We start from the raw sequence: 25,725 nt of genomic DNA on the forward strand, positions 1-25,725 counted from the left end.
TCCTAGTCATTTATGAAACTGTCTCATTCTTTTCATTCACTTTATCAATAACATTTCACTCAGCACTTAAGGAGAAGTGATGACGTTTGCAGCAGCACCTAGCCCTCGTCAGGTCAACGAAAGCTATCGCTATTGGCGTCTTCATTTGATGGCCGCAATGTATATCGGCTACGGGGTGTTCTATTTCACCCGTAAAAGTCTGAGCTTTGCTATGCCTGTAATGCTATCCGACCTCGGGATGAGCACTGCTGACTTTGGCCTATTAGGCACGCTTTTCTACATCACTTACGGAGCATCAAAATTTCTGTCTGGGATGGTCAGTGATAGAGCAAAACCCAACTACTTCATGGGTCTTGGTCTGATAGCTACCGGGGTCATAAACATCCTATTTGGCCTTAGCTCATCGCTTTCAACCTTTGTGGTGTTGTGGACATTAAACGCATTATTTCAAGGCTGGGGCTGGCCACCCTGTGCAAAGTTGCTGACCTCTTGGTATTCGCGCTCCGAACGGGGTTTCTGGTGGTCTATTTGGAACACCTGCCACAACTTAAGCGGCGCTCTCATTCCGATCTCTATCGGGGTAATTGCAGTTAACTGGGGGTGGCGATACGGCTTCATTTTACCAGGGCTGCTAGCCATCGTCGTTGGCACCGTGCTTTGCTTTCGGCTTCGGGACAAACCACAAACGCTCGGTCTACCTAGTGTTGGGGCATGGCGAGATGATGAATTAGAGAAACAACATGAAGCTGAGGGTCTCGGGCTGCCATTTAAGCACATCGTGAAAACCTACGTGCTGGGTAACAAGTACATCTGGTTACTGTGTAGCTCTTACTTGTTGGTGTATGTAGTACGTATTGCCATTAACGACTGGGGGAATTTATACCTGACTGAACGCCATGGTTATCAACTTATTACCGCCAATACCGCAGTATCGATGTTTGAGGTCGGTGGTTTTCTTGGCTCGTTGTTTGGTGGTTGGGGCTCGGACAAGTTTTTTCGTGGCAACCGAGCACCGATGAACCTGATATTTGCTCTGGGTATTTTTATTTCCGTAGCAGCCCTGTGGCTAACCCCACTCAATAACGTACTGGTGCTTTCAGGTTGCTTCTTCTCCATTGGCTTTTTTGTCTTTGGTCCACAAATGATGATTGGGATGGCAGCTGCAGAGTGTTCACATAAAGATGCAGCAGGTACAGCGACAGGGTTTGTCGGTCTGTTTGCCTACCTTGGTGCCGCGTTAGCCGGTTATCCGCTGGCGGTACTCATAGAAAAATTTAGCTGGGAAGGTTTCTTTGGGGTCATCACGCTGTGTGCAGCGTCGATCGGGCTACTGATTTTACCTTTCGTCAAAGCACAACAACGGGCAGGGATCGCCGTTCCTTAACTATTTTGACTCCCTCTCGTTGTCCCTGACTCCAACACCCTACACGTTGGAAACAACAAGAGGAAATAATAATGAAAGTTAGTACAAAACGCTCCCTGCTTGCCGCCTGTATCCTTAGTTCAACATTTGCCGTTCCCCAGGTGATGGCTGAAGGCCGGTTAGTCGTCTATTGCAGTGCAACCAACGCAATGTGTGAAGCGGAAACCAAAGCTTTCTCTGAAAAATACGACGTTAAGACTTCATTCGTTAGAAACGGCTCGGGTAGTACCCTTGCTAAGATCGAAGCTGAAAAGAAAAACCCGCGTGCTGACGTATGGTACGGCGGTACATTAGATCCTCAATCGCAAGCCGGCGAAATGAACCTGCTACAAGCCTACCCTTCGCCACAGCTTGAAAACATCATGCCGGATTTTCGTGACCCAGCGAAACGTAAAGGCAACTACTCGTCTGCTGTCTATATGGGCATACTCGGCTTTGGTGTTAATACCGAGCGTTTAGCTGAAAAAGGTCTGCCAATCCCTCGCTGCTGGAGCGACCTCACCAAACCAGAATATACCGGCGAAATTCAGATCGCCGATCCGCAAAGTTCAGGCACTGCCTACACCGCGCTAGCCACTTTTATTCAACTTTGGGACGAAGACAAAGCCTTCAACTACTTTAAATCGCTAGATAAAAATGTATCCCAATACACAAAGTCGGGAGTCACACCTTCTCGCAATGCGGCTCGTGGCGAAATAGCTATCGGTATCGGCTTCCTGCATGACTACTCTCTAGAGCAGTCTAAAGGTGCGCCGCTGGAACTGATCTCTCCTTGTGAAGGCACAGGTTATGAAATCGGTGGCGTGAGCGTGATCAAAGGTGCACGCAACCTAGATAACGCCAAGAAGTTTGTTGATTTTGTCCTGTCTCGAGAAGGCCAGGAAACAGCATGGAAAAAAGGCCAATCATTCCAAATCTTAACCAACATCAAAGCCGAGCAATCACCAAATGCGCTCAACCCGGAAGATCTGACATTAATCAGCTACGACATGGATAAATACGGTTCGTCTGATGAACGTAAGCGTTTGATCAATAAGTGGGTTAACGTGGTCAAGATGGGCGAATAACCCTGAAGGGGCTGCAAAAGCAGCCCCTCAGGTCCTCTCCTTTGGCTCGGCCAAAAAATGTAAAATTTCAGGTATAAACAATGAACGAACTTGCCGCACACATCACCCCAAGTGCCATAAAGCGAGACCCGGTCTTCTATTGGATATTGAGTCTGCTCGCTGCTTTTATCCTGTTGCCGGTTTTCGCCCTCGACTGGGGCTTATTTGAATCCACCCAGGAAGAATTTAGAGCTGCAATGGGATGGAGCAGCATCAACATATCTTGGCTATGGTTTGCCCTACCTGCAGTTTTGTTGATCCGCCCTGCGCAAGCAAAAGATAAATACGCAAAAAAACGCCACTACATCGACATCACCTATTCAGCATTGTGTATGCTGTTTGTCGTGCTTTCTTCTTGGTATACCGCACAAGGAATGGGCTACGCCACCATCGCATTGTTTGTCGTACTCGGCGTGGTAATGACACTGGCTTTCTCCCGCCTTGAGTTTCTGGGTGGTGATACCTTTGTTATTGGTTCTCTGATCACTATCGTATTACTGATCACTACCTTTATCATATATCCGAGTATCGCCATCTTTGTTCCAATGTTTAAAGACGAGATGGGTAACTTTGTTGCTTGGCAGTTTCTCGATATACTCGGTCGCGCGCAAATAATCCAAATCATCATGAACTCGGTCATGCTTGGGACCTCGGTGGGGATTGGTGCCACCTTCTTCGGTCTAGTGTTTGCCATATACACTACCCGTATTGCCAAGCGCAGTGCTTTTATCGCCCGTATTTTCTCCATTCTGCCAATCGTAACACCACCATTTGTCGTGGGTTTGGGTGTGACCTTGATGCTTGGCCGCTCAGGTTACATTACTGAACTAATGGCTGACTGGTTCGGCTTGACCCAGACCAACTGGCTTTACGGTTTTACCGGGATCTGGATGGCACAAGTTTTAGCCTTCGCGCCGATGTCGTTTATGATCCTAGACGGTGCGATGAAGTCTCTACACCCGTCTCTGGAAGAAGCGTCCTATACACTGCGCGCCAACCGCTACCAAACCTTCTTTAAAATCGTGATGCCTCTGTTAAAGCCCGCATTGGCAAACAGCTTCCTGATCATTTTTGTTCAATCTCTGGCAGATTTTAGTAACCCGTTAGTGCTGGGCGGCAGCTTCGATGTACTGGCGACTCAGATCTACTTCTACATTGCAGGAGCACAGTTAGATTACGCCTCCGCAAGTACGTTAGGTGCCGTATTATTGCTATTCTCGCTGGCTATTTTTGTCGTGCAGTATCTGTGGATAGGCAAACGTTCTTACGTCACCATTTCGGGCAAGTCTTACCGTGGTGATGTACAGCCGCTACCAACCACGCTTAAGCGCACAGTGTCCGGTCTGCTCTATTTCTGGATGGCGTTTAACGTTCTGCTTTACGGCAGCATTATCTACGGCAGCTTCACAGTAAACTGGGGGGTGGACTACAGCCTAACTCTAGCGAACTACATCAATTTGTTTGGCATGGGAATGAGCGAAGGAGCTTGGCCTTCGCTAATCACTACCATGACATACGCTGGTATCGCCGCGCCGCTGACCGCTTTATTTGGTCTATTGATCGCTTACATCGTGGTACGTCAACAGTTTCACGGTAAGAAGGTCATCGAGTTTGCCACCATGCTTTGTTTTGCAGTCCCTGGAACTGTAGCGGGTGTCTCTTACATCCTCGCCTTCAATGATGCACCGGTTTACCTCACCGGTACCGCCGCGATTGTGGTGATATCCATGGTCATGCGTAACGTTCCGGTCGGTATCCGTTCCGGCATTGCTGGACTAGGTCAGTTGGACAAGTCACTGGATGAAGCCTCACTCAGCCTTCGAGCTAATTCACTGAAAACCATCACCCATATTTTGCTACCACTACTGCGTCCAGCCATTCTATCAACGCTGGTATACAGCTTTGTTCGCGCGATGACCACAGTGAGCGCGATCATCTTCTTGGTGACCCCTGAAACACGGGTTGCAACCTCTTACATCCTGAACCGGGTCGAAGACGGTGAATACGGTATCGCTATCGCTTACGGCTCAATCCTGATCGTGGTAATGCTGGCCATCATTTTAATATTTGATTTCCTTGTCGGTGAAGCGCGTGTCTCGCGTTCCAAAGCCAATAACGAAGAGTCGTAACTGGAGAAAAACTCATGGCAACTGAAAATTTTGTAGTGCTTAAAAACGTCTGTAAGCGCTTTGGAGACAAAACCGTCATCGGCAACCTCGATCTTGAGATTAAAAAAGGCAGTCTCGTTACCCTTCTCGGCCCATCAGGTTGTGGTAAAACCACGGTGCTTCGCCTAGTCGCCGGATTAGAAAAGCCCACCAGCGGACAAATTTTTATTGATGGAGAAAATGTAACCAACACCTCAATCCAGCAGCGTGACATCTGTATGGTATTTCAGTCCTATGCGCTTTTTCCGCATATGTCTCTGCATGAAAACGTAGGGTATGGGCTGAAAATGCTAGGCCTTGATAAAGCCGAGATCAAAAAACGGGTTGATGAAGCCCTAAAAGTCGTGGATTTAGAAGGCTTTGGTGAGCGCTTTGTTGATCAGATTTCTGGTGGGCAACAGCAACGAGTCGCGCTGGCACGCGCGCTGGTTCTTAAACCCAAAGTACTACTGTTCGATGAGCCACTAAGTAACCTTGATGCTAACCTACGTAGAAATATGCGTGAGACCATTCGCGATCTGCAGCAGCGTTTTAATATCACATCACTTTATGTGACTCACGACCAATCTGAGGCTTTTGCAGTATCAGATACCGTGATTGTAATGAAAGATGGCGACATCATGCAGCAAGGCAGCCCAACGGATTTATATAAACACCCTTCTTCGATGTTTATGGCCAACTTTATGGGTGAAGCCAACATGTTCGAAGGCCATTATGATGGTGAGTATATTGATATCCACGGCTATCGCTTACCGGCAGCTAAAGACAATGTTGTCGGTATTGAACCCAATGACTATCAGATTGGCGTACGCCCGGAAGCGATTCTCCTGACAGAAGAGGGAGACCCCTGTCAGCAGTGTAGGGTTTCGAGTGTCGCCTATATGGGCTCTATGTACGAAGTCGTTGTGGAATGGCAAGAGCATGAGTTATTGCTTCAACTGAACTCAGCACAGTTCAATGACAACTTCATCGACCATGCATACTTAACGATTAACCCTAATGGCGTGTTCCTGCTTCCCCCCGAAAAAAGCTAAGGTTACTCGCTAAGTTTAAGCCGCTCAAAAGAGCGGCTTTTTTATGTTTTGTTAGTAGTGAATACTACGCACAAATCTGAGCCGGTACGTCAGTCTCACTGTACTGACGAATTGAAAGACCATTTTCATTGAACAGGTGTAGGTTATGGCTCTCCATATAGACCTTCACCGTATTGCCAGTGACTACGGGCTCGTCGGTTGGTAGATGGATTTTAAAGCCGTCGACTCCTGCATATTGGCCAAACAAGTAGGTACTGTTACCCAGCCTTTCAACCACATCTGATTGGAACTCAATACCAATAGCATCTTCACCACTACCCTGAGGCCTGAGGAAAATATGCTCGGGGCGGATCCCTACTTTCACGGACAGGCCTTCTTCTACCTCATTAGTATGGGCAGCAATAGTAACAGACTGACCATCAGGCAAAGTGAGCGTCAGTGATTGTGGCTCTTTCTTTACTATCGTGGCCGGAATAAAATTCATTTTCGGCGAGCCGATAAAACCTGCGACAAACTCATTGGCGGGCTGATAATAAAGCTGCAGCGGTGAGCCAACCTGCTCTACCCTGCCATCACGCAAGACTACAATTTTGTCAGCCAACGTCATCGCTTCAACTTGATCATGAGTAACATAGACCATGGTATTACCAAGTTGCTTGTGTAATTTAGCGATCTGGATCCGCATTTCAACCCTTAGCTCTGCATCCAGGTTAGAAAGCGGCTCATCAAATAAAAAGACTTCCGGATCACGAACAATTGCGCGACCAATAGCCACACGCTGCCTTTGCCCACCAGATAATTCCTTCGGCTTTCGGTTAAGCAAAGCTTCAAGCTGGAGAATATCACTCGCATGCTTTACCCGCTGCTTAATCAGCTCTGGCTTTTCGCCCACCATCTTGAGACCAAAACCCATATTTTCTTCCACTGTCATATGCGGATAAAGCGCATAAGACTGGAATACCATAGCAACCCCACGCTCAGAGGGCTCAACATCATTCATGTTGATACCACCAATACGAATGTCGCCTTCCGTTATATCTTCCAAGCCAGCAATAAGCCTGAGCAAGGTTGATTTCCCACAACCGGATGGTCCGACGAATACGGTAAATTCGCCGTCTTCGATAGTCAGATCTATACCGTGGATAGTTTGTACTTTTCCAAATCGTTTCACAGCGCGATTTAGGGATATGCCAGCCATATTTATTCATCCTCTAGGAGTACGGGACGTCAGCAAGGCTATTTATCAAACAACTAGAACGCTATTTAGGCTACCTGATTGTAACGAATCAGTAAACGTTTCCAGATTCGTTTTACGATTATTTTTAACATTGTGTGAGCTAGGTACACCTAAGACGCTCAGTAGAGAATAATGGTGATTCAACATGCATTTAATCTAATTAAGCAGCGTATTAGATTGAGTTTTCTATATGTTTTCTTTATACGCGAAGCGTTAACTGACATTGAAATCACACGTTTCATTAGGATCAAAGTCACACATTGCGAGCAACATCACTACGTTTTATGGAAACGTTTCCTTGATCACATTTTACTAACACCATTGTCGATATCGTAACCACGCAAATCACTTTGCGTCATCAAACAGCTATCAAAACAACATCTAGAACATACAGAACACTTTGATAAACGACATTATCAATGAACCGAGATCTTTGCATACATGGAATCGGAGCCTAGTATGATTCATTCTTCTTCAACAGAAGCGACATTAAATAGAGCGGATGACTCTAAACAAAAAAGAAAACGGATAATCCCTATTTCTTTAGTTCCATGGGTATTTTTAGCCCCAGCATTGATGCTGTTTGCTATTTATGTCTTATATCCCATTATCAATAGTTTCAACCTCAGCCTATATCAGTGGGATGGGATGGGTGAGAAAGTATGGGTAGGTTTTGAAAACTACATAGAGTTATTTGACTCTGAAACCTTTTATACCGCACTGAACAATAATCTATTATGGCTGTTGCTTTTCATGCTTGCCCCACCGTTCGGCCTGGCAATTGCTTTATTCCTTAATCAGGAAGTGAAAGGTATTCGGCTAATTAAAGCGTTATTTTTCTTTCCATTTGTCATCTCACAAGTAATTGTAGGTTTAGTATTTACGTGGTTTTATGACCCTAGCCTCGGGTTACTCAATAGTATTCTCGCCTTCTTTGGAGCGGAACCGATAGCATTATTATCCAGTGATCAATATGTCACCTATGGGATTATTGCTGCGGGTCTATGGCCACAAATAGCCTATTGCATGATCCTCTACCTCACAGGCCTCAACAACTTAAATCCGGAGCTTATCGAAGCTGCCCGCTTAGACAACGCAAGAGGATTCAAGCTACTAAGACACATTATCCTGCCTCAACTGTCACCGGCAACCTTCATCGCCGTTGTCGTCACGGTCATTGGTGCACTGCGTTCATTTGACCTTGTTGCCACCATGACAGCGGGTGGTCCTTGGGGAAGCTCGACGGTATTGGCTTATATGATGTATGAGCAATCAATCTTTAACTATCGAATGGGATATGGCGCGGCTATTGCTGTGGTTCTATTCCTGATTATGGCTATCTATATTGCCTTTTTCTTAACTCGGATGCTAAGGAGTGAGAAATAATGTTTCCAACACCCATAAATAAGTCATCCCGAACCATCAACATAGCCTATCGAGTAGCTCTTCCTTGCTCGATTATATTATGGCTTTTACCCTTGCTGGCCATATTACTGACATCAATTCGCTCGATTGAAGATATAAACCAAGGAAATTACTGGGGATGGCCTACCAGCTTTAATCTTATCGAAAACTATCAGATGGTATTCCAAACTACAGATATGGGGCAATACCTTCTGAGCTCTTTAATTATTACTTTACCTGCAGTAGCAGGTGCGGTAGCCCTATCCACACTTGCCGGTTTTGCACTGGCTAAATATAAGTTCAGAGGCAATATTTGGCTTCTAGCCTTATTTATTGCAGGAAATTTTGTTCCGTTTCAAATATTAATGATCCCAGTGCGCGATATCACTATCAGTGCAGGGCTTTATGATACCCATCTTGGACTGATCATATTTCACGTTGCCTTCCAAACAGGGTTTTGTACCTTATTCATGCGCAATTTCATTGTGGGCTTACCAAATGAATTACTTGAAGCCGCACGTGTTGAAGGCGTCAGTGAATTCAAGATTTTCTGGTACATCATATTGCCATTGGTTCGCCCAGCCCTTGCTGCGCTATCTGTGCTGGTCTTCACCTTTATCTGGAATGACTACTTCTGGGCGTTAGTACTGGTTCAAAGTGAAGAAGTTCGCCCTGTCACCGCCGGGATCAGCGCGTTACGCGGCCAGTGGCTGGCTTCGTGGAACCTGATCTCTGCTGGTGCCGTACTTGCAGCTCTTCCGCCGGTAGCCCTGTTCTTCGCTATGCAAAAACATTTCATTGCAGGACTCACCCTAGGTGCAACCAAAGGATAAGTAACCTCTATACCTTCCCTACCAATAAGGATAAATGATGAAAAAACTACAAAAAATCATCACTGCCACAGCAATCGCGATGACGATGGCATCAACTTCGTTTGCCTCTGAGCTCATCATCAACTCAGATCAAGCAGACCCAGCACCAAAAGCAGTGTTCGACAACATGGTGGAGCAATTCAAGCAGGAAAACCCTGATATCACGGTCAAATATAACCTGTATGACAAAGAAGCCTACAAAACCACGCTGCGTAACTGGTTGGTCACATCTCCCCCTGATGTCGTGTTCTGGCATGCCGGAAACCGAATGAAGACTTTTGTAGACCGTGGCTTACTCGAAGATGTCAGCGACGTGTGGGAAGCCAACAATATGTACGAAGACTTCACAAGTACCGTTCCTGCGATGTCGGTGAACGATAAACAATGGGGGGTGCCATTTACCTATTACCAGTGGGGCATTTACTATCGCAAAGATATCTTCGACAAGTACGATATCAGCGAGCCAAAAACCTGGAAAGAGTTCCTCGCGGCCTCTGAAACCCTGAAGCAAAATGACATCGCCCCTATCGCTATTGGAACCAAGTACCTTTGGACGGCTGCGGGTTGGTTCGACTACATCAACCTGCGTGTAAATGGTTTGGACTTCCACCTAGACCTTATGGATGGGAAAGTCCCTTATACCGACGAGCGCGTTAAAAAGACATTCGCCACTTGGCGCGAGCTGATCGACAATGACTACTTCCTTGAAAACCATGCCGGTTACTCGTGGCAAGAGGCACAGCCTTTCTTGTATCGCGGCGAGGCTGCTATGTACCTAATTGGTAACTTCATCACTCCAAACTTCCCTGAGGAGCTAGAAGGTAAAATGGGCTTTATGCAGTTCCCTGCCATAAACCCAGATGTAGCTATGGCAGAAGAAGCACCGATTGATACTATTCATATCCCGAGCAAGGCCAAGAACAAGGACAATGCCCGCAAATTCTTAGCCTTCATTGCTCGCGCCGAGAATCAAACCAAAATGAATGAGGCGCTGTTACAAATCCCAACCAATAACAAATCAGCGGTATTAGATGATGTCTTTCTTAACAAAGGCATTGCCATGCTTAATAACGCATCAGGCACTTCCCAATTCTACGACCGCGACACCGATCCAGCCATGGCGCAAGAAGGTATGAAAGCATTCCAAGAGTTCATGGTACACCCAGACCGATTAGATAAAATTCTAAAACGCCTGGAGCGAACACGAGCTCGTACTTTCGATAAGTAAAAACAACGGGGTGAAATCGATACCACCCCAGTAAAAATGCGGTGTTTTGAGTTAAACATACACTCAAGGAGTTTCACATATTACTTGAATTAACACTAACAGCTGACGTATTCTGTGGCTATTGTGATTCAAAGTGAAACGTTATCCTTGGGTTCCTAACTCAAAACACTCATAGATAGCTTCTTTACTTGGCTTACCGAGCAATCAGTACTGCTTGGGAAAGAAGTTAGTTTCCATTGATCAAAAAAGCCCAACCTTATGTTTTGTTGGGCTTTTTATTTATCTCACCTCCTCATCGCCCCACTCTATGTAATCGTTTCCGGACGATAAACATCATCACCTGTACAAAACCGCCTCAAAAACAGCCAAAAGTCGTCGTTTCTGTGACCTAAATTACAATTTCATCAAATGTTTTGTCTTTGTTTGATAAAATCAGCCCGGCCTCACTGTAAACGTTTCCAGACCAATGTTAGGATCAGCCTCGAGTTAGGACCCATAAATAAAAAAACATAATATGGAGACGTTTCATGAAACAGAAGATGCTAGCAAAAGCAGTCGGTATCGCCTTGGTACTTGCCCCACTAGCCAGCCAAGCAGCAGTGGAAAATATCACTTACTTTGGTTACGCGAAATGGGGAAACATCTACACAGACAATGACGACCATAATAATGGCAAAGGTGAGCGCAATGATGTGATCCGTGCCAGCGAAGGTTATGGTAATTACCGTTTGGGTAACGAACTGAATTGGTGGGAAGCCGGTCTGAAAGCTGATGTATGGCAAAACGGTGACGCTTATTTTGACACCACCCTTTATCTTGGCAGTGGTGAAAGCTGGGGTGATGTCAGCATCATCCAAATGTGGTCTGCGGGTCACGGTCTATTTGCCTCACAGCCTAATGCCAAAGTATGGGCAGGTGAACGCTTTTACCGCCGTCACGAAGTGCACATGATTGATATCAAATATTGGGATACATCCAGTACCGGTATTGGTGTCGAGGACTGGGATCTAGGCTTTGGTAACGGCCATATTGCATGGATGGCACCGAATTCCAATGGTGAAGATGGTCGCAGCCTGCACAATATTGATGCCCGAATCAGCGATATTGCACTAAGCGACACAGCTGACCTGACCTTTGGCCTTAACTATGTCTTCGAGCAAAACTCAAGCCATGACGAAGCCGACATTACAACCTCTGGTTCCATGCTCTCTGCCCTTTATCGCCAAGCTTGGAATTACGGTTCAAACACTCTTGCCTTCCAGTATGGTACCGATGCCCTTGCCGGTGGTTTGATGAGTGCAGAGGGAGGATCTAACCGCAAATACAGTACCGGTGAAGTTCACGATGGTTACAGCTGGCGTGTATTCAATCACGGTGACTTGAACGTCAACGAAGACTTCCAGGTTATGTATTCCATCGCCTACCAAGATAAAAACCTAGACAACAACGAAGGTGAAAAGTGGTTCAGTGTCGGCGCTCGTCCTCAGTACAGCTGGACTGAATACATGGCGACAGCGCTAGAAGTGGGTTACGAGACTGTTGAAGCACAAAATGGCGCTGGTACTAATGACATGTTCAAAGTAACAGTAGCCCAAATGTTCCAAGCTGGAAAAGGGGTCTGGGCTCGCCCTACTCTCCGTGTCTTCGCGACCTACTCAGAGAAAAACGATGAATGGGATCGTGGTGGCGAAACCTACGGTGCAGCAATGCGCAGTGAGAGCGGTAAGCAAAATGTTGACGAAGTAACCTTTGGTTTCAACGTCGAAACTTGGTGGTAAGGAATTCGGTATCGGAAATCGTCCGGTAACGGAAATCTGACAAAACAGTGCAGGTCAGCCTGACCTGCACTGAGAGGAACGAAGAATGAAGAGAAAACAGTTGGCGACCATGCTGCTAGGCCTGAGCCTAACCGCTTGCAGCACGATTCCAGACACAGCGCTCAATACCGATCTTAACCAATCGGCTTGCTGCGATTCTGTCGCTGGACTGGCTATCCAGCCTCTTACGCTGGACACTCAGCAATATGTCACGCTGGATGGTAATAGCGAAACGCTTCCTCTTACATCAGGTCGGACTCCGGTCAAAGCGTATGCCTTACCGCAAGTAACTTCCCCGTTCTTACTCACAGTCAGAGCCCCGATAAAAGACAGCGAAGTCATCGCACCAGCTGTCGCCATTTATGACAATAACTGGAATTTGATCGAACAATACACCACCGATGACTTTCATTATTTCACTACCGACTTAAGTGGTGTAGAACGTATTGAAGGAAAGTTCATCCTCAGTACTCAGTTGAATCAACAGGCTTATATGGTGATCCAAAATGATCCCACCCAAATAGGCAACCAACTCACACGGATTCACCCAGAACAAGAATTTTCCGAATCACAAAACATAATTGGCAGCAAGCGATTACCGCTCGTCGCGACACTGTCTCCAGTCGGTATCATTGAAATCACCACACAGGAACACTTTGGAAATCCTGTTGTCGATATGCTTGCAAACCTGACAGCACAAAAAGCATCAACAACCACAGCATTGTCTGTCACCAACGTTAAACAGGGCATAAAGCCAACCTCTTTTGTGCAACCGCAAACTACTCACGCTGACACACAGAACTGGCACTATTTTAAACAGCATATCGACCAAGCAATGAGTGACGGAAAACTAAAACAAGCAGTTGATTGGGCAAACCTTGCTGAAAAAGCAGGTCATTCACAGGCCAAAGATTACCTGTTGGATACTTTGGCTCAATAACATATAGAGCGCACCAAATTATCTGCAGTGTGGCAAGCAACCATCGCCGTACTGACAGTAACTAAAATTGACAAGATTAAGTAAGATCACTTTAAGTAGGATAACGATGACGGCATTTTCTAACATTCTTCAGCGCCGAGACTGGGAAAACCCACAGTCAGTGAACATCCATTGTTTGTCTGCGCACAGTCCATTAGCTAGCTACCCTGATGTCGACAGTGCCCGTGATGGGAAAAATGCCCAGCGCCAGTCATTAAATGGCGAATGGAAATTCAAACTTTTTGACGCCCCAGAACACGTTAACGGTGAGTTCGTTGATCCTAACTTCAATGATCAGGAATGGGACAATATTAGCGTCCCTTCCAACTGGCAATTACAAGGTTATGACAAACCTATCTATGCCAACGTTAAATACCCATTCGAGGTTAATCCACCGTTCGTTCCTAAAGAAAACCCAACCGGTTGCTACCGTACGCAGTTTTTGGTTAAAGAACATAAACTAGAAGAATCACACCGCATTATTTTTGATGGTGTGAATTCAGCCTTTCACCTATGGTGTAATGGTGAATGGGTTGGTTACAGTCAGGACAGCCGACTACCCGCTGAATTCGACCTATCCCCTTACCTGGTTGCTGGTGAAAACAACCTTTCGGTCATGGTGATCCGCTGGAGTGATGGCAGCTACCTCGAAGATCAGGACATGTGGTGGCTAAGCGGTATTTTTCGTGACGTTACCCTACTAACTAAACCTTCGCAGTGCATACAAGATGTATTCATTACCCCAGATTTAGACGCCTGCTACCGTGATGGCAGTTTGTCAGTAGTCACCCATATCAATGCCACAGCAGATCACCAAGTTCAGGTTCAGCTGTTTGACGGTGAACAAGCAATCACAGAGCCTGTGATTGACCGCCCTAATAACCGCCGTATTGATGAGCGCGGTAGCTACAACGACGTGGTATTCCAAACCTTAACCGTGCGTGAGCCGAATAAGTGGAGTGCTGAGACACCGAATCTGTATCGCTGTGTTGTCTCGTTGCTAGATGCCAATGGCAATCACATTGAAAGTGAAGCCTATCAGGTCGGTTTCCGTAAAGTCGAGACCCTCGGTGGCCAGCTTTGCCTCAACGGTAAGCCGCTGCTGATCCGTGGTGTAAACCGCCATGAACACCACCCTGAGCTAGGCCATGTAATGACCGAAGCGGATATGATCAAAGATATCTGCTTGATGAAGCAATACAACTTCAATGCAGTTCGTACCGCTCACTACCCTAACCATCCACGTTGGTATGAGTTGTGTGATCAGTATGGTTTATATGTTTGCGATGAGGCCAACATCGAAACACACGGTATGGAACCGATGAACCGTTTGTCTGCTGACCCGATGTGGGCACATGCTTACATGAGTCGCTATACCCAGATGGTAATGCGCGATAAGAACCATCCATCGATTATTATCTGGTCACTGGGTAATGAATCAGGCCACGGTAGCAACCACAATGCCATGTATGCTTGGTCAAAGAACTTTGACCCTTCCCGCCCAGTTCAGTACGAAGGTGGTGGCTCTGATACCACAGCCACAGATATTATTGCCCCGATGTATGCGCGGGTTAATACCGCCATCGCCGATGAAGCCGTGCCAAAATGGTCAATCAAGAAGTGGGTTTCGTTACCGAATGAAGATCGTCCATTGATCCTGTGTGAATACGCTCACGCTATGGGTAACAGTCTCGGTAGCTTCAATGAATACTGGGATGCATTCCGTGATTACCCTCGCCTGCAAGGTGGCTTTATTTGGGATTGGGTTGATCAAGGCATCAGCAAGTATGACGACCAAGGCGAGCACTTCTGGGCCTACGGGGGAGATTTTGGCGATACAATCAATGACCGTCAGTTCTGCATCAATGGTTTAGTGTTCCCGGATCGAACTCCTCATCCAACACTGGAAGAAGCCAAACACTGCCAGCGGATGATCACAATCCAACTCGACAGTGAAGAGCAACTGGCAAACTGCGTGGCATATACATTAACAGTGACCAACGAGAACTTGTTCCGTGCCACTGATAACGAACAGTTGAAATGGTCGCTACTTGAAGATGGCTGTGTGATTGCCTCTGGTGAACAGCAACTTGATGTTCCGGCAGACAGCAAACGCACACTTTGCTTCGATATCGATTTTAAACCTCGCTCGGGTGCGGTTTATCACTTAAATACCGACATCGAACTGATTGAAGCAACCGCATGGGCTGACGCAGGACACACCATTGCCAGTGAACAGTTTGCTGTTACTAACCGAAATTCGTTAACTTACCCTTCAGTTACACAAGGTAATGTTCCTGTCACAACGGAAAACAGCGATGCCATTTTAGTCAGTACCGAAGACGGCAATCACCATTGGTGCTGGAATAAATCGAGTGGCTTATTAGAGCAGTGGACTGTTGATGGTAATCCTCAATTCGTAAGCTCACCGGTCGATAACTTCTTCCGTGCACCACTGGATAACGACATCGGTGTCAGTGAAGTCGACTTTATCGACCCAAATGCTTGGGTATGCCGCTGGGACGCTGCGGGCATTGGTAAGTGGGATCGTGAGTGTGTTGATTGTCAGGTCAACACTCTCAACCATCACGCTTCAGTCACATCCACATTTGTGTATACCTTCAATGGCAAGGTACAAGCGATTACGATCTGGACTTACACCTTGGACAGCAAAGGCGAAACCAATATTGATGTATCGGTTCAGCTCGCCGATGAACTTCCGCCAATGCCACGTATTGGTATTGAACTTACTCTACCACTTATAAATGAACGACAACACGTTGAATGGCGCGGACTGGGCCCATTCGAAAACTACCCCGACAGACTATCGGGAGCACGTTTTGGCCATTACACTGAAGCAGTCACGGCCATGCACACGCCTTATATCTTCCCAACGGACAGCGGGCTGCGTTGTGATTGTCGGTCACTTGCCATTGGTAGTCTAAACATTTCGGGTGACTTCCAGTTCAGCGTTAGTCAATACAGCCAACAGCAATTGACTGAAGCAAAACACACCAATGAGTTGAAACCTGAGCAACAGCTATTCCTGCGTATCGACCACCAGCACATGGGTGTTGGCGGTGATGATTCATGGAGCCCAAGTGTTCATGAGGAATTCAAGCTAACGGATAAGCAGTACGCTTACAGCCTGACTCTAAAGCCAAGTAAACACTAAAATCTAGACATAGATTTTAGTGCTGAAGTGCCGCATTGACTTCCCCCTCAATGTGGCACTCTTCCTCTTTCCTCCCCTAGTGTCTCGTCCTATTCACTTATTTGGCTATAAATCATACGACTTTCAATTCGGTAGAGTGACTCACCTTACAATAATTAATTCAGCCAATGAAAAAACACAAACAGGGGTTTGTTTTATATTGCTAACCATTGTTTAATGAGCCAGCAGTAAAGAGAGAGGGCTCTATGGCTACCATCAAGGATGTCGCGAAAGAAGCGGGCGTTTCCGTCGCCACGACTTCACGGGTAATCAACAACGCACCACACACCAGTGAAACGGCTATTCAAGCCGTAAAGGCCGCTATGGCAAAGCTCGGCTATAGGCCCAATGCCAATGCCAGAGCACTTGTGAGTAAATCGACCAACACTATTGGCGTGCTCGTCAATGATGTCTCCGCCCCCTTCTTCGGTACCATGGTTAAAGCCATCGATACCATTGCCAATCAACATGCAAAACAACTTCTAATTGGAAGTGGTTATCACGATCCAGTCAAAGAACGTAATGCGATAAACCTTCTAATTAACAGCCGATGTGAATCATTAGTTATTCACAGTAAAGGATTGGAAGATCAAGAGCTCATAGACCTAGCCACAGAAATTCCGGGACTGGTGGTGATCAATCGTATCGTCCCAGAGATCGCCTCACGCTGTATTTCACTCGATAACCGCAAAGGATCTTATCTCGCCACTGAATATTTGATCCGCCATGGTCACAAGCATATCGGTTACCTGTGTTCCAGCCATGACATCGAAGATGCCAGGGACCGTAAAGCTGGTTATCTCGAAGCGTTAAAAGATCATGGACTCGAAGCCCATGAAGAATATATTGAATACGGTGAACCAGATGAGCTTGGTGGTGAATACGCCATGACTAATTTGCTCTCGAAAAACCTCCCCGTGACTGCCGTTGCTACCTACAACGACTATATGGCGGCAGGCTGCTTATCCGTTCTGCATGAAAATAATTTGCGCATTCCGGAAGATATTTCCGTTATTGGCTTTGATGATGGTGATATTGCTCGATACGTCCATCCGAAGCTGACAACGATTCGATATCCTATCCAAGTTATGGCAGAACAAGCTGCAAAACTGTCCTTGCAGCTAGCAAGCGAGAATAAAAATGCGGCCCAAGCAAGATTGTACAATCCAACATTAGTGCGTCGTTTATCCGTCGGTACCGCGCCACTGTAGCCATACACTATATTGAGCCAATCTGACGTGAATGGCTCAATACCCCTTCACATCACATCTATTTCCCCCTAGAATTGCCAACCAATTTCGATTTGGTATGTAACCATGAACCGCAAGAAGAAAATTAACGAAGCGCTGAAGAAAAGGCAGAAGAAAACAAACGCCAAGTTGCACCGCAGCAACAAGCCACGCTACATCTCCAAGGCTGAGCGAGCCAAGATGGAAGCAGAAGCGCAGCAAGCAGAACAAGTACAAGATGTGAATCCAGCAGAAAGCGCTGAAGGCGAGCAACCTGCAGAATAATCACAAACAGCTAAGAATGGGACTTAACGCATCCATTCACGATGGAGCTGCTCGCTGTCACCCAGGTATTCGAGCAGCCAATCAATCGCTGAGTTTTGACTCTCTTTATTCCAAGCCAAACAACAAGGGCTAACTGGTGGTTTCACTGCAAGTTGCTTTTCCACCAACTCACCACTTTCGATAAGCGGCAAGGCTTTATGCTCTGGCACCACACAAATCCCAAGACCAGATTTTAAGCACGACATAGCACTGTGCCAGTTAGGTACCATGATACGGCGCTGGTTATCCATCAACCACGTTACCCGCTTAGGCAATACCCGCGACGTGTCTTCAAGACAAATTGCCGGATACTCCACCAGCTCCTTTGCATCCAGCGGATAGTCGATTTCAGCCAAAGGGTGATCAGGGCTAACAACAAACCGCCATTCCAATACCCCCATGTCGCGATAATCAAAATAACCACTAACAGGCACCGCCGCAGTTGCACCAATAGCAATATCAGCCCGGCCATCCGACAACGCATCCCATACACCGTTGAACACCTCCATCGTCAGATGCAACTCCATATCCGGAAATTGCCGATAAAAGTCACGTACTAACGTATTTACCCGGCTCTCACGAACGACTGTATCAAGCGCCACCGACACACTTTGCGACCAGCCATTGGCAACACGTTGGGTTTGCAATTTCAGCATCTCCATTTGCTTAAGCAACTCCCTGGCTTCTTCAACAAAAAACTCTCCTGCTGGGGTTAACTGCACTTGTCGGTGAAGCCGAACAAACAAGTCGACAGCTAACCGCTCCTCAATCACCCTGACGGTATAACTAATCGCACTGGGCACTTTGTGCAATTCTTCAGCAGCGGCCGAAAAACTTCCTCGCCGAGCAACGACATCAATCACTTGCAAATCGTTATAAGAAAACATCGGGCTCTTCCTTTGGTTCGTACTCAGCTGACAAAAGCCGCAGCCAAAATTGTTGATTTTCACAGCAACAATGCAACAAGTTGCGCCTATTAGGCGCTATTTGAGCAATATTCAACCTCACTCAGTGCGCAAGAGAATATCACAACGCACTGATGAAAAAACAATCACATCAAATTATTTGAAAGCAATGTTTAAATTTTACCGTTTCACACCATAAAAAACCATGTATAGACTTGCCGCAAAGTACAATACAGCTAATGAAATAAAACTATGACAAATCAACCTTCAAAAATGACCACTCTGTGGTTTGCGTGTTTAAGTATGCTGGGCTTCCTAGCAACTGACATGTACCTTCCTGCTTTCGAAGTAATTCGAGAGGATTTTGATACATCACAATCACTTATTGGCCTGACATTGAGTATTTTCTTGTTGGGAATGGCACTCGGCCAGCTGATTTACGGCCCGTTGTCTGATCGTATTGGTCGTATCAAAGTGCTGATGGGCGGTATGACACTCTTCAGCATTGCTTCAGTGCTCTGTGCTTTTGCGCCGAACGTTGAGCTTATGCTGGCAGCCCGCTTTGCACAGGCACTCGGCGCATGTAGTGCAACAGTTATCTGGCAAGCCGTTGTTATCGACCGCTACGAAGGCAAGGTCTCTGAGCGTGTATTCGCAACTATCATGCCGTTGGTAGCACTATCGCCGGCATTAGCACCACTTGCAGGCGCAATGCTTGAGCACCAGTTTGGCTGGCGAAGCATCTTTGTTGCTCTAGTTGGCTTTGGTGCTGTTTTGTCCATTATGACGCTTAAGGAAACTGAAAGTGCTAATTTGGACAAAAAACAAGAAAAAGTAATGGTACAACTACGCCGTGACTATGCCCAAATACTGAGTTCAAAAAAATTCATTGGTAACATGATCATCTTCGCTGCATGTTCTGCTGCTTTCTTTGCTTACCTAACAGGCTCACCATTTGTAATGGCCGCTATGGGTTACTCAGGTGCAGATATCGGTCTGAGCTACGCGCCGCAAACTGTTGCGTTCATCATCGGTGGTTACGGTTGCCGCACCCTGCTGAACAAATACGATAGCCAGCAATTGCTTCCGTGGATCCTGAAGCTATTCTTTGCCAGCGTAACGATTATGTTCATGATCTCGATTCAAACTGAGCCAACCACAATTTGGCCTATCCTTGTGCCATTCTGTTTCCTAGCGGTGGCTAACGGTGCAATCTACCCGCTAATCATCAGTAAAGCGCTGGAAGATTTTAAAAACTGTAGTGCGACAGCAGCTGGGCTACTTAACTTCCTCCAAACGATGGTATGTTTCGCAGCAAGTGGCTTGGTATCAGCATTTGCTATGCACGGTTTGATAACAGTAACCATCGCGATGTTTATCACAGGTTTTGTGGCACTTATCGGTTATGCGTTTGTGGTTAAAGCACGCCGCGAAACAGCTGAAATTGCCCAAACGGCATAATTTCATCGCGCGGTAAACCCCATATAGTTAAAGGCCACTTTCTAAGTGGCCTTTTTTACATCTGCTACTCCATGAGGGCCTTTCCTTTCGCCAGATAAATGCGTAATTATTCCCTCCATGCTTGTTCACTTTCTTTCTCTTTTCACATCTGCCACGTCACTCATGTGTTTACAGTAGTTTAAATGGCAAAAAAGCCAAAACCTAGAACAAAAATCAAACAAAAATGTAACCTATGGAATTTTTTATACATTTTTCTTGCATAAGATCTCACTCTGGGTAATATAACCATTAAGTGACATTTAATGCAGTAAGTCAGCATGAGTATTCAAGTTAAGAGTGTTAATAAATTCTATGGTGATACCCAGGTTCTTCATGATGTTGAGTTCACCTGTGGTAAAGGGGAAACCTTGGTATTGCTTGGCCCAAGTGGCGCAGGCAAAAGCTCTTTGCTAAGAGTACTGAACTTGCTGGAAAACGCTAACAGTGGTCAGCTACAGGTCGCCAACGAAGCCTATGATTTTTCTCAGTCAATCTGCGAAAAGCAGGCACTTAAACTAAGACGTAAAGTTGGTATGGTTTTTCAGCAGTACAACCTCTGGCCCCACCTTACGGTGATGGAAAACCTGATTGAAGCCCCAATGAAAGTTACAGGGATGAATAAAGAGTTGGCAACAAAAGAGGCCATAGCCCTACTGACAAGATTACAGCTTGCAGATAAAGCCGATGCTTGGCCGCTGCAACTCTCTGGGGGTCAACAACAACGCGTAGCCATTGCCCGCGCCCTGATGATGAAGCCTGAGGTGCTGCTATTTGATGAGCCAACTGCGGCGCTCGACCCTGAAATTACCAATCAGGTGGTCAAGATCATTAATGATCTCGGTGAAACAGGTATTACCCAAGTGGTAGTAACCCACGAAGTAGATTTCGCCAAGAAAATTGCCAGTCACGTTCTGTACCTTGAAAAAGGTCACATGGTGGAACATGGCACCAAAGAGGCATTTACCCATCCGGCCACACCGGAATTTGCAGAATACCTCGCACATTAATTTAGTTTTACACCTCTTATTTCAGCATCACCCACCCACGTGATGCTGCACCTAACGACGCACGGAGTATCGCGATGAAAAAGATTGTATTGGCAACAATAATTGGTTTGGCTTCAGCTAACGCCGCCGCTCAGGAAGAAATCAAGTTTGCAATGGAAGCGACTTATGCCCCATTCGAATACGTTGATGAGAATAACGAAATTCAGGGCTTTGATATCGATTTAGCCAATGCACTGTGTGATGTGATCGAGGCAAAGTGTACTTTCCACAACCAACCTTTTGACAGCCTTATCCCTGCTCTAAAATTCCGTCGTTATGATGCAGCTATCTCGGGTATTGATATCACTGAACAACGTCAGCAAGTGGTTAACTTCACAGACGCTTACTATGACAACTCTGCGGCTTTTGTTGCTCTTGATGGCAAAGTAGCAGATCAAGCCGCTCTCAAAGGTAAGCGCGTAGGCGTACAGAACGGTTCAACCCACCAAAGCTACCTGACAGAACAGCTTGATGGCGTTACCGCCGTTCCTTATGCAAGCTACCAAGATGCATTTATCGACATGCAAAATGGTCGTATCGACTCAATCTTTGGTGATACCGCCGTGGTGGCTGAATGGTTTAAGAAAAGCGACAGCCTAGTGTATGTCGGCGAACAAGTAACCAATGCAAAATACTTCGGTAACGGTTTTGGCATCGCTATTAACCAAGACAACCAAGAGCTACTGGACAAGCTAAACACGGCACTAAAAACCGTTAAAGCCAACGGCCAGTACGATGAGATCTTCGACAAATACTTCGGTGAGTAATTTATGGCGTTATCAGGTTATGCTCTGACGCTACTAGAGGCGAGCTGGGTCACTATCCAGCTTAGCCTAGCCAGCGTCACTGTTGGATTAGTCTTGGCAGTATTATTTTCCAGTGGTGAAATGTCGCGATTCCGTGCCATTGCTTGGCCTGTTACCGCGCTGGTCACCGTGCTTCGGGGCTTACCTGAAATATTGGTTGTACTGTTTATCTTCTTCGGCTCAACGCAAATATTGTTTTTGCTGACCGGAGATTTCATCGAAGTTAGCCCTTTTCTGTCAGGGGTCATTGCCTTATCCCTTATTTTTGCTGCTTATGCCTCCCAAACATTGCGAGGTGCTTTAAAGGCTGTACCGAATGGTCAGCGTGAGGCGGCAAGTGCATTAGGGATCAGCAAACCACGTGCTTTCTTTAAGATTGTTCTGCCACAAGCGGTTAGACATGCCCTTCCTGGCTTGACGAACCAATGGCTCGTATTGCTCAAAGACACCGCACTGGTCTCTTTGATTGGTGTTACTGACCTACTAAAACAAGCCCAGTTGACAGCAGCAGCTACCCACGAAAGTTTTACTTGGTATGCCTGCGCAGCAGCCGTCTATTTGGTCATCACATTGATCACTCAGCGTGTGGTTAAGCAGCTAGACAAAAAATTCAGCGTACAAGATGGCAACTCATCACAAGGCGCGTCTGTTAAAAGTAAATCAGTACAAAGCAAGCCAGTACACGCTAACCCAGTAAAAGGAGCAAGCGCATGAATGAACTGCACGTTTGGCAACTGCTCGAAGGGTTAGTCGTCAGTCTTGAGCTAACAGCCGTTTCCTTGATCGTAGGTTGTACATTAGCGTTATTGATGACTTTAACGCTTATTTTGAAAACGTCCGGCCTTCACTGGTTGAGCCGAGGCATTATTACCTTATTTACCGGCACTCCCCTACTGGTACAGATCTTTTTGATTTACTACGGCCCGGGTCAGTTTGAGTGGGTACGTGAAAGTGTATTGTGGTACTGGCTACGCCAACCTTGGTTCTGCGCGATGCTTGCACTCGCGCTTAACACGGCAGCATACAGCACGCAATTGTTCAAGGGCGCATTCAATGCAATTCCTTCCGGCCAATGGCAAGCCTGCAAAGCCTTGGGGATGGATACCAAAGCAACCTTAGGGGTATTGTTACCTTATGCGATTCGCCGGGCTATTCCCGCTTATTCCAACGAAGTGATTCTGGTATTCAAGGGCACATCACTTGCCAGTACCATCACCATTATGGACATTATGGGGTATGCACAGCGTATCAACGCCCAGACCTACGATACATTAATGGTCTTTAGCGTCGCTGGCGCCTTTTATTTGGCAGTCAATGGTGTGCTTACTCTCATTTTCAGGCAGGTAGAAAAGAAAGCACTTGCTTTCGAAGTCGCACGATAAGTAGATTTCGACAAACGAGCTCTTAATATATACCCAAGTTACCTCAAGGTGCAGGATTCAGAGGGTTGTCAAATTCTCGCTGAACCTTGAAGTAGCTTGGGTATAAAGCTGGCAGACGCCAGCTTTTTTATGTCGAGTAAGCAATCACCACAGAAACAAACTCTGTAATAAATCATTTCTAATCAAGCCCACACTGAAACATATTTAATATCTTATTTTTGTTCAATGAATTGAGATGCTGGATTATGTATAGAATGCCCTCTTCGTTTACATGGTTAATATTCATATAGATCTAGATCACACTTTAAATTGATCAGCACACCAACAATCTCGTTGTTATCGCGTGTTATTCTAATAGAGAAGATCAACAAAGCAACAAAATACAAACCAATTTAACCATAATTAAACACAAACCCCCATTAACACTTCTTCATAATTACCCATAAGTAGTTACATAAGATCGCATACCATTCATCTTTCCGTTACAGATCAAAAAAGGGATAACTAGGTTAAATCAATATCTTTTGCCCAATTGAATCACCCCGGAAATATATTTTAAGATCCTCTCAAAACATTTGTTAACACTTTTCTTTTAGCTCAATTAACAAAGTAGAACGGGTAAATCTATGAACAATGGAATCAGCACAGTTGCTAAGGATGAAAAGCAACGTGAGTGGCGTGCTTTCTTTTTCATCACAGTATTTCTCTTTCCCATCCTCAGTGTTGCCGCCGTCGGTGGCTACGGTTTTTTCGTATGGATGATGCAGATCTTCTTCATGGGGCCTCCTGGCCACATGGGATAAGCCGATATAACAACAATCAAATAACCACACACTGAGTACACAACATGAAAACATTTCTCACTAAAGCTTGGCGGACATTTTCTCGGCCAAGTGTCCATATCAGCCTTGGGGTATTAACCCTTGGCGGCTTTATTGCCGGGGTTATTTTCTGGGGTGGTTTTAATACTGCATTGGAAGTAACCAATACCGAAGAATTCTGTATTGGCTGCCATACCATGGAAAACAACGTATACCAAGAATTACAAGAAACCGTACACTGGAAAAACACTTCCGGTGTTCGCGCCACTTGCCCTGACTGTCACGTTCCGCATAATTGGACCGACAAGATTGCGCGTAAGATGCAAGCTAGCAAAGAAGTGTTCGCCCAAGTATTCGGTGATTTAGACACCAAAGAAAAATTCGAAGAACGCCGCGTTGCACTGGCCCAACATGAATGGGATCGCTTCTCTTCCAACAAATCGCTGGAATGTAAAAACTGCCACAACTACGACAGCATGGATTTCGACAACATGCGCCCAACGGCACGTATCCAGATGAAGCAAGCCGCCGAACGTGACCAAAGCTGTGTAGATTGCCACAAAGGTATTGCCCATAACCTACCAAAGAACATGGACAGCTCTGGCGGCATGATTGGCGAACTAGAACAGCTCGCATCAAGCACCAAGTTCGAGACGGGCCAAGAGTATGTCAGCGTCCGCCATCTGCCTCTTTACGAAGAAAAGGCCCTAAAAACAGAAGCTGGCCTGCTAAACCCGGCTTCAACAGTCAAAGTGATTAACCAAACAGCGGATGCTATCGAAGTTGAAGTCTCTGGCTGGCGCAAGGATAAAGGATTTGGCCGAGTGATCCAGGAAGATTTCGGCATGAACATTGCCGTAGCCTCACTGCTGAAAGAGTCAGCGACTAATGATCAGGTCGTTGAGAAGTTCGAACGTAAAGAAGATGACCTTACCGGCCTTCCTTGGCAGCGCGTTACTGCCAAAGTGTGGATGAAAAAAGAAGCGCTGATGGCCGATGCGCAACCTATTTGGGATAAAGCCCGACAGTCTTACAACACTAACTGTTCTGTGTGTCATACCCAGCCAGATGAAGCACACTTTGATACCAACACTTGGCCAGGCATGTTCAACGGCATGATGGCATTCGTTAACTTCGATACCGATAGCAAAGCCTTGGTACTGAAGTACCTACAGAAACACTCATCTGACTTTGCAGATGGCCACCACTAAGCAATTGACGGAGTAATTG

At 46.1% G+C, this 25,725-nt stretch carries 21 protein-coding genes; 19 read left to right on the forward strand and 2 right to left on the reverse strand.

The window, feature by feature from the left end; genetic code table 11:
* Positions 1 to 79 precede the first annotated feature (79 nt).
* The 4 genes from uhpC to fbpC all read left to right on the forward strand — a co-directional run bounded on the left by uhpC (position 80) and on the right by fbpC (position 5,731).
* On the forward strand, positions 80 to 1,384 hold the full coding sequence (uhpC, locus tag ACVA58_RS04995; RefSeq protein WP_446509329.1) for an MFS transporter family glucose-6-phosphate receptor UhpC: 1,305 nt from the start codon (positions 80 to 82) through the stop codon (positions 1,382 to 1,384).
* 71 nt (positions 1,385 to 1,455) lie between these two features.
* Complete coding sequence (locus ACVA58_RS05000; protein WP_446509330.1) at positions 1,456 to 2,490, forward strand: ABC transporter substrate-binding protein; 1,035 nt, start codon at positions 1,456 to 1,458, stop codon at positions 2,488 to 2,490.
* Positions 2,491 to 2,570: 80 nt separating this feature from the next.
* Positions 2,571 to 4,658: an ABC transporter permease gene (locus ACVA58_RS05005; protein WP_446509331.1), complete on the forward strand. Its 2,088-nt coding sequence runs from the start codon at positions 2,571 to 2,573 to the stop codon at positions 4,656 to 4,658.
* Positions 4,659 to 4,672: 14 nt separating this feature from the next.
* A complete protein-coding gene (fbpC, locus tag ACVA58_RS05010; RefSeq protein WP_446509332.1) occupies positions 4,673 to 5,731 on the forward strand; it encodes a ferric ABC transporter ATP-binding protein in 1,059 nt (352 codons plus the stop codon).
* 64 nt (positions 5,732 to 5,795) lie between these two features.
* Here the strand turns inward: fbpC and ACVA58_RS05015 are convergent, their stop codons facing one another.
* The gene (locus ACVA58_RS05015; protein WP_446509333.1) at positions 5,796 to 6,929 is read right to left on the reverse strand and encodes an ABC transporter ATP-binding protein; all 1,134 of its coding nucleotides are present in this window, start codon (positions 6,927 to 6,929) and stop codon (positions 5,796 to 5,798) included.
* A 615-nt stretch (positions 6,930 to 7,544) separates the two neighbouring features.
* Here ACVA58_RS05015 and ACVA58_RS05020 point away from each other — a divergent pair.
* The 8 genes from ACVA58_RS05020 (at position 7,545) to ACVA58_RS05055 (ending at position 17,996) form a co-directional block, all read left to right on the forward strand.
* Positions 7,545 to 8,354 carry a carbohydrate ABC transporter permease gene (locus ACVA58_RS05020; RefSeq protein ID WP_446509447.1) on the forward strand — a complete coding sequence of 270 codons (810 nt, stop codon included), beginning with the start codon at positions 7,545 to 7,547 and terminating at the stop codon, positions 8,352 to 8,354.
* Positions 8,354 to 9,205, forward strand: coding sequence for a carbohydrate ABC transporter permease (locus ACVA58_RS05025; protein ID WP_446509334.1), 852 nt, complete (start codon positions 8,354 to 8,356; stop codon positions 9,203 to 9,205). Before ACVA58_RS05020 ends, ACVA58_RS05025 begins: the two co-directional genes overlap by 1 nt.
* A 37-nt stretch (positions 9,206 to 9,242) precedes the next feature.
* Positions 9,243 to 10,472, forward strand: coding sequence for an ABC transporter substrate-binding protein (locus ACVA58_RS05030; protein WP_446509448.1), 1,230 nt, complete (start codon positions 9,243 to 9,245; stop codon positions 10,470 to 10,472).
* A gap of 527 nt (positions 10,473 to 10,999) precedes the next feature.
* Entirely contained in the window at positions 11,000 to 12,250 is a 1,251-nt protein-coding gene (locus ACVA58_RS05035; RefSeq protein WP_446509335.1) for a carbohydrate porin, read from the forward strand.
* Between the two features lie 85 nt (positions 12,251 to 12,335).
* Entirely contained in the window at positions 12,336 to 13,229 is an 894-nt protein-coding gene (locus tag ACVA58_RS05040; protein WP_446509336.1) for a MalM family protein, read from the forward strand.
* Between the two features lie 106 nt (positions 13,230 to 13,335).
* Positions 13,336 to 16,443: a beta-galactosidase gene (locus ACVA58_RS05045; RefSeq protein WP_446509337.1), complete on the forward strand. Its 3,108-nt coding sequence runs from the start codon at positions 13,336 to 13,338 to the stop codon at positions 16,441 to 16,443.
* A 245-nt stretch (positions 16,444 to 16,688) separates the two neighbouring features.
* Positions 16,689 to 17,693 carry a substrate-binding domain-containing protein gene (locus ACVA58_RS05050; protein ID WP_446509338.1) on the forward strand — a complete coding sequence of 335 codons (1,005 nt, stop codon included), beginning with the start codon at positions 16,689 to 16,691 and terminating at the stop codon, positions 17,691 to 17,693.
* A gap of 105 nt (positions 17,694 to 17,798) precedes the next feature.
* Positions 17,799 to 17,996, forward strand: a complete 198-nt coding sequence (locus tag ACVA58_RS05055; RefSeq protein ID WP_446509339.1) for a DUF2986 domain-containing protein — start codon at positions 17,799 to 17,801, stop codon at positions 17,994 to 17,996.
* Between the two features lie 23 nt (positions 17,997 to 18,019).
* On the opposite strand, the gene punR is transcribed toward ACVA58_RS05055, so the two are convergent.
* Positions 18,020 to 18,922, reverse strand: coding sequence for a DNA-binding transcriptional activator PunR (punR, locus tag ACVA58_RS05060; RefSeq protein WP_446509340.1), 903 nt, complete (start codon positions 18,920 to 18,922; stop codon positions 18,020 to 18,022).
* A gap of 270 nt (positions 18,923 to 19,192) precedes the next feature.
* Between punR and punC the strand changes: the two genes are divergently transcribed.
* The 7 genes from punC to torC all read left to right on the forward strand — a co-directional run bounded on the left by punC (position 19,193) and on the right by torC (position 25,706).
* Positions 19,193 to 20,401: a purine nucleoside transporter PunC gene (gene punC / locus ACVA58_RS05065; RefSeq protein WP_446509341.1), complete on the forward strand. Its 1,209-nt coding sequence runs from the start codon at positions 19,193 to 19,195 to the stop codon at positions 20,399 to 20,401.
* A 317-nt stretch (positions 20,402 to 20,718) separates the two neighbouring features.
* Positions 20,719 to 21,447 (forward strand): arginine ABC transporter ATP-binding protein ArtP, encoded by a 729-nt coding sequence (gene artP, locus ACVA58_RS05070; RefSeq protein ID WP_446509342.1) that lies wholly within the window; start codon positions 20,719 to 20,721, stop codon positions 21,445 to 21,447.
* A 74-nt stretch (positions 21,448 to 21,521) separates the two neighbouring features.
* Entirely contained in the window at positions 21,522 to 22,253 is a 732-nt protein-coding gene (locus ACVA58_RS05075) for a lysine/arginine/ornithine ABC transporter substrate-binding protein (protein ID WP_446509343.1), read from the forward strand.
* Positions 22,254 to 22,256: 3 nt separating this feature from the next.
* Positions 22,257 to 23,006: an arginine ABC transporter permease ArtQ gene (artQ, locus tag ACVA58_RS05080; protein WP_446509344.1), complete on the forward strand. Its 750-nt coding sequence runs from the start codon at positions 22,257 to 22,259 to the stop codon at positions 23,004 to 23,006.
* On the forward strand, positions 23,003 to 23,674 hold the full coding sequence (gene artM / locus ACVA58_RS05085) for an arginine ABC transporter permease ArtM (RefSeq protein ID WP_446509345.1): 672 nt from the start codon (positions 23,003 to 23,005) through the stop codon (positions 23,672 to 23,674). The genes artQ and artM overlap by 4 nt, the downstream gene beginning before the upstream one ends.
* Before the next feature lie 626 nt (positions 23,675 to 24,300).
* Entirely contained in the window at positions 24,301 to 24,477 is a 177-nt protein-coding gene (torE, locus tag ACVA58_RS05090; protein ID WP_428653717.1) for a trimethylamine N-oxide reductase system protein TorE, read from the forward strand.
* A 44-nt stretch (positions 24,478 to 24,521) separates the two neighbouring features.
* Positions 24,522 to 25,706: a pentaheme c-type cytochrome TorC gene (gene torC, locus ACVA58_RS05095; RefSeq protein ID WP_446509346.1), complete on the forward strand. Its 1,185-nt coding sequence runs from the start codon at positions 24,522 to 24,524 to the stop codon at positions 25,704 to 25,706.
* Positions 25,707 to 25,725 lie beyond the last annotated feature (19 nt).

It is taken from the genome of Photobacterium sp. DNB22_13_2 (assembly GCF_052873915.1).